Consider the following 12307-nt stretch of genomic DNA (forward strand, 5'->3'; position numbering starts at 1 on the left):
GCTGGTGGCGCACATACCCGGCCTCAAGGTCGCCCTCCCGTCCTCCGCCTATGAAGCCAAGGGCCTCCTGAAGTCGGCGATCCGCGACGACAACCCTGTCGTCATCTTCGAGGACAAGCTGATGTATCAGGACAAGGCGCCGGTGCCGGAGGAGGAATACCTGATCCCCTTCGGCCAGGCCCACATCAAGCGGGAAGGCGGGGACGTGACGCTTGTGGCGACATCCTCCATGGTCCAGGTGGCCGAGGAAGCCGCCGAAACGCTGGCGCGCGAGGGGATCAGTGCCGAGGTCATCGACCCGCGCACCATCGTGCCGCTTGATGAAGAGACCATCCTTCGGTCCGTTCGCAAGACATCACGGGCGATCGTGATCGACGAGGGGCACCAAAGCTACGGGGTAACCGCCGAAATCGCGGCCCGGATCAGCGAGAAGGCCTTCTATCACCTTGACGCCCCCGTGATCCGCATGGGTGCGATGGATGTGCCGGTGCCGTTTTCCCCGGCACTGGAAGACCTGACCGTACCGACGGCCGCCGGGGTCGTGGAAAATGCCCGCAAGATATGCCGGGGGGAACTGATCCATGCCGCATGAGGTGATCATGCCCGCGCTTGGAATGGCCCAGGACACCGGCCAGATCCTGGCGTGGCACAAGAAACCGGGCGAAGCGGTCGCGGAAGGCGACGTGCTCTTCGAGGTCGAAACCGACAAGGCCGCGATGGAAGTGGAGGCCCAGTCGGAAGGGTATCTGACCGACGTCACCGCAGAAGCGGGCAGCGATGTTCCGGTCGGTCAGGTGATCGCACGGATTTCCGAAACGCCGAATGGAGCCGGGCAAACACCGGAGCCGCATGACACGCCCGAAGAACTTGTGACGGCTGCCGCGCCTGCGATTCCGGAAGGCCGTGAGGTGATCATGCCGACACTCGGCATGGCCCAGGACACCGGCCTTCTGATCGGCTGGCAGAAACAGCCCGGCGACGCGGTGAGCGCCGACGATGTTCTGTTTGAGGTTGAAACGGACAAAAGCACGGTCGAGGTCAACGCCGGCTTTGACGGTTTTATCGCGGCCCTGCTTGCCGAAGCGGGTGAGGAAGTGCCCGTCGGTCAGGCGATTGCAATCATATCGTCTGATAAGCCGGACAAGCCGATTGCACAAAGTGCGAAATCAGTGAGCGCCGTATCGAAACCGTCCCAGGCGCAGCCCCCGGAAGAGGAAAATCCGGCGGTTCCCGCCCAGCCGGTATCGGCTGTGCCAACAGCGAAATTGACGGCTGCCCGGCCGCGCGGTGATGGCAGGGTACTGGCCTCGCCAAAGGCGCGGCGCCTGGCACTGGAACAGGGGCTCGATCTGGCGCTTCTGGCGGAAGCCGGCCATCCCCAACCCTTCCACGTCAAGGATCTGGACGTCCTGAAGTCGCTGCCGCGTGCAGAAGCGTCCGCACAGGTCGGCATGACCCGGCGCCTGACTGCGGATGTCCCCGGAGACGCCTATGCGGAATTCGTCGGTTGGGCGTCGGATGAGATGGGATTGCGGGATGGAGGTGCCGTCCTTGCGGGACTTGCGGCGGCGAGCCTTGGGCGTGTTCCGGCGAATGTCGCCGTCGAGACCTTCGGCACACGCCAGACCTATACTGTGCCGTCGGTCTTGCTTGGGAGCGTCGTGAAGGCGGACCCGGAGGCTGCTGCCGACGTTCTCGTCCGTGATCTCAGGTTCAGCCGGATCAGTTCGCTGCACCTGGGGTCAGAAGACTGTCCCGTGATCAGCATCATGCACGAGGGCTCCGGTCTTCACCTGACCCTGGAATGTGCCGGAAACCAGCTGACCGCAATGGAAGCGGTGAACCTCCTCTCGAATTTCGCGGGCAGCATGGAGCAACCGCTTCGCCATCTGCTTTGACCCCACCTGTTCTGACCCATGGAGTATGACATGGAGTATACGGATCTTTACATTGGCGGCAGCTGGCGTTCGGGCGCCGCGGGAGAGCGTTTCGACGTTCTGAACCCTGCCACGGAAGAAGTGCTTGCCTCGGTTGCCTCAGCCGAAATCGAGGATGCCGAAGCAGCACTGGACGCGGCGGAAGTCGCGATGAGGGACTGGGCGGCACGCACGCCGCGCCAGCGCTCCGAAGTGCTTCGCAAGGCCTGGGAGCTGATGACGGCACGGCTGGAAGACTTCGCGCGCTACATCACGCTTGAAAACGGAAAGGCGCGTGCCGATGCCATGGGGGAGGCGACCTACGCCGCCGAATTCTTCCGCTGGTTCGCGGAAGAAGCCGTGCGCGCGGACGGTCTGATCACCCACGCGCCGGCTTCCGGCGCAAGGATCATGGTGCAGCACAAGCCGGCCGGACTGGCCGTCCTTGTGACCCCGTGGAACTATCCCGCCGCGATGGGAACGCGAAAGATTGCGCCCGCGCTGGCAGCAGGATGTGCCGTGATCATCAAGCCTGCCTCGGAAACCCCGCTGACCATGCTCGCCCTGATGCCGCTTCTGGAAGAAGCCGGCGTTCCGGCGGGGCTGGTCAACGTGTTGCCGTCCCGGCGTACGGGCGCCCTGGTGGACCACATGCTGCATGATCCGCGCGTCCGCGTCGTTTCTTTCACCGGGTCGACGGGCGTCGGACGCAAGCTGCTCCATTCTGCGGCGGATCAGGTCCTGAAACCGGCCATGGAACTCGGCGGAAACGCTCCTCTGATTGTCTTTGACGATGCCGATCTCGATGTGGCCGTGGAAGGGGCCATGCTCGCTAAGATGCGCAATCTCGGTGAAGCTTGCACCGCGGCCAACCGCCTCTATGTGCATGAAGCGGTTGCTCCCGAATTTACCCGCCGTTTTGCCGAGGCCATGGCCAGGCTCAAGGTCGGCGACGGCACCGACCCGACGGTGGATGTCGGCCCCCTGGTCAACGCGGACACGCGCGACAAGGTCGCCGCCTTCGTTGATGACGCGGTCGCCAAGGGGGCAAAAATTGAACTCGGAGGGCAGAAGCCGTCCGGCACGGGGTTCTATTATCCGCCGACGGTGCTCTCGAACGTTCCGGAGAGCGCCGATTGTGTCCACGACGAGATTTTCGGACCCGTCGCGGCCATCCAGACCTTTACCGACCAGGAAGACGTGATCCGGCGCGCCAACGACACCGAATACGGCCTCGTCGCCTATGTCTTCACGGGTGACATGAAGCGCGGCCTGCAGGTCTGCGAGCGTCTCGACTACGGCATGGTCGGCCTCAACCGCGGTCTCGTTTCCGATCCGGCAGCGCCCTTCGGCGGCACCAAGCAGTCCGGCCTCGGCCGGGAAGGCGGCCACGAGGGCATGCTGGAATTCATGGAAACCCAATATATTTCGGCAAGCTGGTAAGGAGGAAGAAATGTCTGACGTGATCGCTCCTCCTTCCGTGCGGGCCCTTGCCCGGCAAAAGGGCATCGACCTGCAAAAACTCGCCGGCGACCTCGGTCGCACTTCGATCGCCCGCGAAGATGTGGAAGGGGGACGTCCGGAGGCGAGGCCTGCGGGAGACACGTCCTACTGGGATGTGGACCATTCCCTTTTTGGGCCCGTCACCGAGGAACCCATGAGCCGTTTCGCCCAGGTTGCCGCGCAGAACATGGCGGCCGCCCAGGCACTCATTCCGGCGGTGACCCATCATGATCGCGCCGAGGTGACCGCGATCGAGGCATTGCGAAAGGAGCTGAGAGCCGAGGCCCAGGCGCGTGGTGCGAAACTGACGGCTCTGGCTTTCCATGTGAAGGCGCTTGCCCGGGCCCTCCGGGAGTTTCCGAAGTTCAATGCCTCCCTGAGCGCCGACCGCAAGACGCTCTATCTCAAGGACTATGTGCATATCGGCATCGCCGTCGATACCGCGCACGGATTGATGGTGCCGGTCGTCCGGGACGCGGACCGGAAGGGCCTTTGGCAGATAGCCCGTGAAATCTCCGACCTTGCGTCCCGGTCTCAGGAACGCAAGGTGCGCCCGGACGAAATGGGCGGGGCCTCCATGACGATCACCAATCTCGGCGGGATCGGCGGCACGGCGTTCACGCCGATCGTCAATCCGCCCGAGGTGGCGATCCTCGGCATCACTCGCACCGAGACGGTTCCGCAGTGGGACGGCGAGGCCTTCCGGCCCGTCCAGATGGTGCCGCTCGATCTCAGCTACGACCACCGCGTGATCAACGGGGCCGACGCGGCCCGCTTCCTCGGCTATTTCGCAGGCCTTATGGCCGATCCACGTCGCATGCTGATCTGAAGGATCCGACATGACAGAAAAACACGCTGACTTCATCGTTCTCGGCGCGGGCCCCGGCGGCTATGCCTGCGCATTCCGCGCCGCGGACCTTGGGCGAAAAGTGGTTCTGGTCGATCCGCGAACAAGCCTTGGAGGGGTCTGCCTGAACGAGGGCTGCATCCCGTCCAAGGCACTGCTGCACGCAGCAGATGTCATCCGCGAAGCGGAGGAAATGGCGCATTGGGGCATCACGCTCGGCAAGCCGAAGATCGACCTAGACGCCCTGCGGGCCCGGAAGGACGGCATAGTTGGTCAGCTGACCGGCGGGCTGGGCGGATTGGCGAAACGGCGCAAGGTCGATGTGATCAGGGGCGCGGCCCGTTTCACCGGACCGGGCAGTCTCGACATCGACGGAGAGGCCTGGACATTCGATCAGGCCGTGATCGCGGTCGGATCGTCCCCGGTCCGCCTGCCGGGCTGGCCCGAAGATGACCGCATCTGGGACTCCACGGCGGCGCTGGAATTGAGGCAAGTGCCGAAACGGCTCGCCATTACCGGCGGCGGCATCATCGGGCTCGAAATGGCAACCGTCTATTCCGCGCTCGGGTCAAAAGTCACTGTCATCGAACTTGCCGGCCAGATCGTACCGGGCGCGGACACGGAAGCCGTGAGCCTTCTGCGGGAAGCCTTGACCGCTCAGGGAGTGGTCATTCACACAGCGACCAGGGTCGCGTCGGTCAAGACGGCCAGGTCTGCCCTGACGCTCGTCTGCGAGGGAGACTTCGAGGGCGAGATCAAGGCGGACGCGGTCATCCAGTCGGTCGGCCGCCGGGCCAACGGCGCTCTGGTGAATGCGGAAGCCGCGGGCATCACGGTTACGGATCGCGGCATCATCGAGGTCGATGTGTCCTGCAGGACCGGGGTGCCGCATATCTTTGCCATCGGCGATGTCACCGGCAATCCGATGCTCGCCCACCGGGCCACGCACCAGGGGCATGTGGCGGCGGAGGTTGCCTCGGGGCACGAGGCTGCGCTTGACACCGATCTGATACCCTCGGTCGCCTATACGAAACCGGAACTTGCCTGGGCAGGTCTGACGGAAGCGCAGGCGAAGGAGGCGGGGATCGCACACAAGGTCACACGCTTCCCCTGGGCCGCGAGCGGCCGCAATCTCAGCTCAGGCGGCGGCGACGGATTGACCAAGCTGGTCTACTGCCCGCAAACGAACCGCCTGCTCGGAGCGACGCTTGTGGGCACCAACGCAGGTGAACTGCTGCCGGAGGTCATGTTGGGCATGGAGATGGGAGCGACCCTTGAGGACGTCGCCATGACGGTCCACGCCCACCCGACGCTTTCCGAAACCATCGCCTTTTCCGCGGAACGCGCGCTCGGCACCTTGACGGATCTTTGAAGATCCTGGGCTGCGGAAGAAAGCGCCAGTGCTTCGTTGTCTTGCAGCTCGGCAAAGACCACGTGCCGGCAGGAGTTGTCTATCAGCTGGTTTAAATGGTGTTGCCGGAGAGACTATAGGTCAGGAGATTTCTTGAAAAGATTAATTAAAACAATTAATTATACAGGTAAATGTATTCGGGTTGCGTTCATGTTTGTAGGCATTTTGTGGATCGAAGCGAGCGCCGATACGTTGCCGGTGATTGCGGTTTCCTAGTCATTCCTGCGTTTGAGACAGCGCACGTATCATATCCACCAGGGCTTCAACTTCAGGGTCAAACTCATCCTTGTTCGGAATGAGCAATCCGTAACGGCTCATGTGTTCTTCGAGTTGAACTTGCAAAACGCTGATTAGACCCTTTTCCAGGTAGTAGTCGGCAACGGACCTGGGCAACACGGCAAGCAGATCGCTCTTGCCCACTGCCACGGTTGTCATCAGCATCGAAGCGGTCTCAAGCGTGTAGTGAGGTGGTGGCAGATCCGCCTGGGCGAAAGCAAGGTCGATCGCCATGCGCATCGGGCTTGGACGCGGCTGCAGGATCCAGCCGTAGCCGCCGATTTCCTGAAGCGTCAGCCGATTTCTACCGGCCAACGGGTGGTCCGGAGACGCAACAACCGCAAGCTTCTCCTGCCAGAGTGGTTCGAAGCGGATGCCGCTCATGTCCAGACGCTCCACCGGCCTGCCCAGGACAACGTCCAGGGACCCGTCGTTGAGCGCGGCGATCAGGTTGTCGGAGGTTGAAACGGTCAGGCTGATCTGCGGGCCGGAATTCGAATCTATCAAGCTCGTGAGGAGTTTCGACACCTGTTCGGGCAGAGCCTCCATGATGGCGCCGAGCCGGACCTTGCCGAACTCGCCCCGCTGCATGGCCGAAAGCTGCGCCTTCAGGCGGCCGGTCTCCGAAATGATCTGGCGGGCGTGTCGTGCCACAACAACGCCGTAGGCCGTTGCCTTCATTCCACGCGGCAAGCGTTCAAAAAGAGTAACCCCTAGAGTTTCTTCCACTTCCTTGAGAAGCTTGGTCGCGCCCGGTTGCGACAGGTTCAGTTCCCGCGCCGATTCATGCATGTTCGTCGTCATTTCAAGACTGGCAACCAGCGCCAGCTGCTTGAGACGCAGGCGAGACAGGATCGCCATGTCGAAACTTCCATGCATATCGATAGATCCGCTCAGTCCGGGGCGGTTCCACTTTGCTTTATCGATCGGCCTGGAACAATCCTTCTTGCGGGCTGACACGCCGGGTTCCCTCATTTCAACGGAAATGGCATGCGGCTCGGCGAGCCGCACAATGTCGCGTTAATGCCCCCAACGCAGGACCAGCGGGTCGAGCGGCTTCAAAAGCTTCATGAGCCTTTCCCGGATTGCCGGTTGAAGTGGTTCAATCGGGTGGCGGCAGTATTCCGACCGGATTACGCCGCCTTCCACCATGGCTGCCTTGCAGGAGCGCCATCCGCATTGCCTGTTCTCGTGATTGATTGCAGGCAGGACACGCGCATAGGCATCGGCCGCTTCATCTGTTCTTCCGGCATGGTAGAGATCGATCACCGGCTTGATCTGATCAACGATCATGCCGGAGGTCATGGAGCCGCGTGCGCCGGCGTCCAGATCCGCCAGCAGGGTGATTGCCTCCTCCCCATCGAAGGGGCCTTCAATGGCTTCACCGCCTTCCGCAATGAGGGCGCGCAACTTGTTCGCCGCTTGCGGACATTCGATCTTGAAGAGTTTCACCATCTCGATCTCGCGCGCCATCTTCACCAGCAGTGGTACGGGCAAGTCGACCCCGGACAACGGCGCATCCTGTATCATGATCGGAATGCCGACGTCTCCGACCGCACGGAACTGCTCGTACGTCTGGCTGGCGTTGCCCTTCAAAAGCGCGCCGTGATAGGGCGGCATCATCATCACGATGTCGGCACCGAGATCCTTTGCCAGCCGGGCACGCTCCACAACGATCCGGGTGGCGAAATGGCTGATCGTGACGATGACCGGAACGCGTCCGGCCACGTGCTCGAGCGACAGCCGGGTCAATGTTTCCCGTTCCGCATCCGACAACAGGAACTGTTCGGAAAAGTTGGCCAGGATGCAGATGCCGTCTGCCCCCTGGTCGATCAGGCAGTCGAGGACCCGGCGCATGCCGTCTTCATCGATTGTACCGTCATCATGGAAGGGCGTCGGTGCGACGGGCCAGATTCCGGAATACTGGTTCATGGTCATTCCGCGATCTCGAAATGCTGGAGATGCTTGTCGGATATCGTGATGCCGAGACCCGGCAGATCGTCGTCTAGCTGCAGGAAACCGTCGACCGCCTCCGGATCGCCTTCGAAGATGTAGTAGAAGAGCTCGTTGCCGACCTCGACGTCGAAGACCGGGAAGTACTCGCTGACCGGGCAGTTCGTGTTCGCCATGGTCAGGTGATAGTTGTGCATCTGGCCGGCATGGGGAATGACCGGGATCTGCGCGGCTTCCGCAATTGCGTTGATCTTCTGGGCTGCTGTGATGCCGCCGACACGATTGGTGTCGTATTGCAGCACACTGACCGCCTTGCGGTTTATCAGCTCCGCGCAACCGATCACCGAGAACTCGTGCTCACCACCGGAGATCGGCACGATGTTCATCGCATTGAGCTCGGCATAGCCGGCGACGTCGTCCGCGATCACCGGTTCCTCAAGCCAGCGCGGCTCGTACTTTTCGAGTTTCGGCAGCATCCGCTTGGTATAGTCGAGGTTCCAGCCCATGTAGCACTCGAGCATCAGGTCGTTGTCGTACCCGATGACCTCCCGGACCGCCTCGACCCGTTTCAGGTTCTCCCGCATGCCGGGCATACCGTCCTTGGGACCGAAGCCGAACCGGCTCTTGAAGGCCTTGTAGCCTCCCTTCATGGCCTCTTCGGCCTCAGCCTGCATGCTCTCGATCGGGCCGGCGTAAAGCTTGGAATAATAGACCGGAATCTTTTCCTTGGTGCGGCCCCCCAGAAGCTTGAAGACCGGCTTCCCGACCAGCTTGCCCATGAGGTCCCAGATGGCGATGTCGATTGCCGATATGGCGGTCATGCCGATGCCTTTTCGGCCCCAGGCATGGCTGCGCCGATACATCTTTTCCCAGATATAGGCGTAATCGAACGGATCTTCTCCGATCACCAGCGGCGCGAACCAGTCGTCGATCGCCTTCTTGACGATGGTCGGCGCAAGCGCGGCGTTGCCGATGCCGACGGTGCCGTCCTCCGTCTCGACCTCGCAGGTCAGCCACTGATGAAAGCGGAACGAGGACATGGCATCGCCCTTCATCCAGAGCGCGTCGGAGGCATTTGTACAGAAATTGCCTTGCGGTGGCACGGTCGGCCCCGTCCAGGTCCAGACGCGCGTGCGAACGGATTTGATCTTCATTTATTCAGGTCCACTCAATGAGAAATGCGGGAAGCGCGGCGGCGTCCGCCCATGGCGCAGGCAATGTTCCAGGCGTTAAGCATCGGTCCGGGATTGGCACAGCCTTTGCCGCGAATGTCGAAGGCAGTGCCGTGTGCCGGGGTCGTGATGGGGATCGGCAGGCCGCCCTGAACGGTTACGCCCTGCCAGAAGCCGAGCAGTTTGATCGCGATCTGTCCCTGGTCGTGATAGAGCGTCACGATGGCGTCGAGTTCCTTGGCGACCGCCTTCAGGAAAATCGTGTCGGAGGGATACGGGCCCTCCACAGGCAGGCCCAGAGCCCTGGCGCGCTCGACAGCCGGGCCGATGATATCGATTTCCTCGGTCCCGAAATTGCCGTTGTCGCCATTGTGCGGATTGAGCCCGCACACGCCGATCCGGGGCTTGTCCATGCCGGCCTCAACCTGCGCGGCGTGGATGAGGCGCGCGGCCTCGATGATCTTGTCCTCCGTGATCAGGTCGGCTACCTCGCGCAAAGCCACATGGCTCGTCACCCGGCTGGTCCAGAGGCCTTCCATCACATTGAGCTCGGAAACACTGCCGTTGTGGCCGAGCCGGTCGGCGAACCAGTGAAGCTCATCGGACTGGGGCATGCCTGCCAGATGAAGGGATGCCTTGTTGAGCGGTGCGAATACCAGGGCGTCGGCCTTTCCGCCTTTGACAAGATCGACGCCGAGACCGAGGGTTTCCAGACAATGAGCGCCGCCTTCCGCCGTGGCTTCCGCACGTTGCCAACCGGCCGCCGGAGCCTTCCCGACCTGCAGGAAGCGCGGAGTGCCGGAGGTTTCATCGAGAGACGGAACGTCGGTCACGACCTCGTAGTCGTAACCCACCCCGGCGATCTCCATGCCGTCCTTCAGTTCACCTTCGTCGTCGATGATCAGCACTTCGGCAGCGCTGCGGGCGTCTTCGTCCGCGAGCAGCCTGGCGACCAGCTCCGATCCTATCCCGGCCGGGTCACCAAGCGTCAGCACCAGGCGCGGTTTGAGTGGCGTCATTGGAAATACTCCGTCAGTGCGAGGGAAACCTCTGGGACATAGGTGACGAGAAGAAGGATCAGCGCCAGCACCCCGATGAACGGCAGGTTGGTGCGGGAAGTCTCCCAGATACCCGCTTTCGCGATCGAGCAGGAGGTGATCAGAACCGAGGCAACCGGTGGCGTTTGCTGGCCGATGGCAAGGTTCAGGGTCACCATGATGCCGAAATGGATCGGGTCGATACCAACCGCGTTGACCAGCGGCATGACCACGGGAACAACGAGGATGATCGCGGCAGCACCGTGCAGGAACATGCCGAGCACGAGGAGCAGCAGGTTCAGGAGGGCGAGCACAATGATGGGGTTGGTCGTGATTTCGGTGATCTGTGCGGCCAGCTGCTGCGGCACCTGGGCCTGGGTAAGGAACAAGCCGAGGGCCGCTGACGTGGCAACGAGCAGCATGACGACGCCGGTCTGGCTGATACCTTCGAGCATGGTCTTGCGAAGCCGGCCGACATCAAGGTCACGATAGATGAACAGCCCGATAACAAGTGCCGCCAGTACCGCGAGGCCTGCGCCTTCGGTCGCGGTGACGATGCCGGAAAAGATGCCGCCAAGGATGATCACCGGCATGGTGAGTGCCCAGAACGCCTCACGGAACGTTTTCGCCACATGGCCGAGGTCGAAGCCTTCTGCGCGCGGCAGGTTGTAGCGCCGAGCCAGGACATAGGTCACCAGCATCAGCAACCCGCCCCCAAGAAACCCGGGAACCACGCCTGCAACGAACAGTTTCAGGACGGACGTCTCGGCAATCGCGCCGTAGAGGATCATCGGAATGGACGGGGGGATGATGATTGCAAGGGATGCGGAAGAGGACGTGATGGCTGCGGCGAGCGTACGGGAATAGCCGCGCTTCTTCATTTCCGGGATAAGGACTGTTCCGGTAGCAGCGACATCCGCCACGGCCGATCCGGAGATCTCCGCGAACACCATCGATACGCCGATGTTGACCATACCCAGGCCGCCGCGGACAAAGCCTATGAGGGCGGAGACGAAATTGATGAGCCGGACCGAGATGCCGGAGGTGTTCATCAGGTTGCCCGCCAGAATGAACAGCGGTATCGCGATCAGGGGAAAGGACGTCGAGCCTGAATAAAGCGCAATCGCCATGTCGTAGAGGCGATCTGTGCCGGACGTCAGGACAAATCCGCCGACCGAGACGATACCGATCGCAACGGCGATCGGCACGTTGATCAGAATGAGGCCGATCAGGGCCATTGTCGTGAACAAGAGGATCATTTCGACGGCTCCTGTGCGTTGAAGGCCTGGGCTTCTTTTTCGGCTTCCGCGATTGCCTGTTCGATTTCCGCGTGCTCATGGTCAACACCTGCTGCGGCATCGCGAAGCGCGCGGGGCAGCGTCAGGACGGTGCCGATGATCATCAGGACAGACGTGATCGGAATGACGGACTGAACGATGTCGAGTGTCATCCAGGGCAGGCTGAGCAGGGAGTCCCATTTGGCAACGGCGAGAACGGCGTTTCCGTACCACGCCACCACGGCGAAATAGGCGATGACGAGGAGCTCGGAAAAGGCCGCTGTGGCGACCGCAAGCGAGCGCGGAAGTGCCGCGACAAGTCCGGCGAACGACATATGATGGCGCATGAAGACCGCATATGTGGCACCGAAATAGGTCAGCCATGCGAGCATTACACTGGCCATCTCGTCGTACCAGGACGGCGAGGCTCCCAGATAGCGCATTGTCGTCGAGTAGATGACCGAAACAGTAAGCGCCAGAAGCAGAACAATGCAGATAGTCTCGATTGCACGCACCAGTAGGCGCTCGAACAACGCAATCATGACCCCTCCCCAGAAGTTGGCCGGCCGGATGCCCCGGCCGGCTCTTTATCATTTCGTCAGTTTGCGAGGCTCTGGGCGAGACCCACCAGCTTGTCGCCGCCTTCAACCCGGGCCGCAAAGGCTTCGTAGATCGGAGCAGAAGCTGCGACAAAAGCCTGTTTGTCGGCTTCATTCACCTCAACACCGGCGGCGCGAACCTTGTCGACCAACTCGTTGTCGGCCTTTTCGCCTTCCGCAAGTGCCCAATCCTGAACAGAAGCCGCCACCTCGGCCGCCGCGGTGCGAACGTCGTCCGGCAGTTCACCCCAGGTTCCTGCGCCGGTAGTCAGGTAGGTTGGCGAATACACGTGGCCGGTCAGGCTCAGATATTTCT

The 12307-nt window shown here is 61.9% G+C and carries 11 protein-coding genes and 1 pseudogene; 5 read left to right on the plus strand and 7 right to left on the minus strand.

What is annotated here, in order from left to right; genetic code table 11:
* The 5 genes from ACQY7U_RS07570 to lpdA all read left to right on the plus strand — a co-directional run.
* Window positions 1-592: alpha-ketoacid dehydrogenase subunit beta (locus ACQY7U_RS07570; RefSeq protein WP_428643253.1), on the plus strand; the 592-nt coding region annotated here is incomplete at its 5' end.
* Complete coding sequence (locus ACQY7U_RS07575; RefSeq protein WP_428643255.1) at window positions 582-1898, plus strand: biotin/lipoyl-containing protein; 1317 nt, start codon at window positions 582-584, stop codon at window positions 1896-1898. The genes ACQY7U_RS07570 and ACQY7U_RS07575, both read left to right, overlap by 11 nt.
* 30 nt (window positions 1899-1928) lie before the next feature.
* Window positions 1929-3359, plus strand: a complete 1431-nt coding sequence (locus ACQY7U_RS07580) for an NAD-dependent succinate-semialdehyde dehydrogenase (RefSeq protein ID WP_428643256.1) — start codon at window positions 1929-1931, stop codon at window positions 3357-3359.
* Between the two features lie 10 nt (window positions 3360-3369).
* Window positions 3370-4248, plus strand: coding sequence for a 2-oxo acid dehydrogenase subunit E2 (locus ACQY7U_RS07585; RefSeq protein ID WP_428643257.1), 879 nt, complete (start codon window positions 3370-3372; stop codon window positions 4246-4248).
* A 10-nt stretch (window positions 4249-4258) separates the two neighbouring features.
* On the plus strand, window positions 4259-5638 hold the full coding sequence (lpdA, locus tag ACQY7U_RS07590; protein ID WP_428643258.1) for a dihydrolipoyl dehydrogenase: 1380 nt from the start codon (window positions 4259-4261) through the stop codon (window positions 5636-5638).
* Between the two features lie 255 nt (window positions 5639-5893).
* On the opposite strand, the gene ACQY7U_RS07595 is transcribed toward lpdA, so the two are convergent.
* The 7 genes and pseudogenes from ACQY7U_RS07595 to ACQY7U_RS07625 all read right to left on the minus strand — a co-directional run.
* Complete coding sequence (locus ACQY7U_RS07595; RefSeq protein WP_428643259.1) at window positions 5894-6814, minus strand: LysR family transcriptional regulator; 921 nt, start codon at window positions 6812-6814, stop codon at window positions 5894-5896.
* Between the two features lie 159 nt (window positions 6815-6973).
* Window positions 6974-7885 (minus strand): dihydrodipicolinate synthase family protein, encoded by a 912-nt coding sequence (locus ACQY7U_RS07600; protein ID WP_428643265.1) that lies wholly within the window; start codon window positions 7883-7885, stop codon window positions 6974-6976.
* 2 nt (window positions 7886-7887) lie between these two features.
* Complete coding sequence (locus tag ACQY7U_RS07605) at window positions 7888-9060, minus strand: L-rhamnonate dehydratase (RefSeq protein WP_428643261.1); 1173 nt, start codon at window positions 9058-9060, stop codon at window positions 7888-7890.
* Window positions 9061-9074: 14 nt separating this feature from the next.
* The gene (locus ACQY7U_RS07610; protein WP_428643262.1) at window positions 9075-10097 is read right to left on the minus strand and encodes a 4-hydroxythreonine-4-phosphate dehydrogenase PdxA; all 1023 of its coding nucleotides are present in this window, start codon (window positions 10095-10097) and stop codon (window positions 9075-9077) included.
* Window positions 10094-11374, minus strand: coding sequence for a TRAP transporter large permease (locus tag ACQY7U_RS07615; RefSeq protein ID WP_428643263.1), 1281 nt, complete (start codon window positions 11372-11374; stop codon window positions 10094-10096). Before ACQY7U_RS07615 ends, ACQY7U_RS07610 begins: the two co-directional genes overlap by 4 nt.
* On the minus strand, window positions 11371-11934 hold the full coding sequence (locus ACQY7U_RS07620) for a TRAP transporter small permease (protein ID WP_428643264.1): 564 nt from the start codon (window positions 11932-11934) through the stop codon (window positions 11371-11373). Before ACQY7U_RS07620 ends, ACQY7U_RS07615 begins: the two co-directional genes overlap by 4 nt.
* Window positions 11935-11990: 56 nt before the next feature.
* Window positions 11991-12307, minus strand: a pseudogene (locus ACQY7U_RS07625) (TRAP transporter substrate-binding protein); the annotation flags it as partial.

This window comes from Roseibium sp. (assembly GCF_050301095.1).
Lineage (GTDB): Bacteria > Pseudomonadota > Alphaproteobacteria > Rhizobiales > Stappiaceae > Roseibium.